At 55.5% G+C, this 400-nt stretch carries 1 rRNA gene; it reads right to left on the bottom strand.

Features of this window, described 5'->3' with window-relative positions:
* A 16S ribosomal RNA gene (locus tag BSZ14_RS18920) occupies positions 1–400 on the bottom strand; the annotation flags it as partial.

Raw genomic sequence — 400 nt, 5'->3', positions numbered from 1 at the left:
CTGTTTGCTCCCCACGCTTTCGCGCCTCAGCGTCAGTACCGGGCCAGTGAGCCGCCTTCGCCACTGGTGTTCTTGCGAATATCTACGAATTTCACCTCTACACTCGCAGTTCCACTCACCTCTCCCGGACTCAAGATCCCCAGTATCAAAGGCAGTTCCAAGGTTGAGCCTTGGCATTTCACCCCTGACTTAAAGATCCGCCTACGTGCGCTTTACGCCCAGTAATTCCGAACAACGCTAGCCCCCTTCGTATTACCGCGGCTGCTGGCACGAAGTTAGCCGGGGCTTCTTCTCCGGGTACCGTCATTATCTTCCCCGGTGAAAGAGCTTTACAACCCTAAGGCCTTCATCACTCACGCGGCATGGCTGGATCAGGCTTGCGCCCATTGTCCAATATTCC

This window comes from Sphingomonas sp. Sph1(2015), from assembly GCF_001970915.1.
GTDB classification, from domain to species: Bacteria; Pseudomonadota; Alphaproteobacteria; order Sphingomonadales; family Sphingomonadaceae; genus Sphingomonas; species Sphingomonas parapaucimobilis.
The sequence above is the reverse complement of the archived record's forward strand: the minus strand, read 5'-3'. Positions and strand labels throughout refer to the sequence as shown.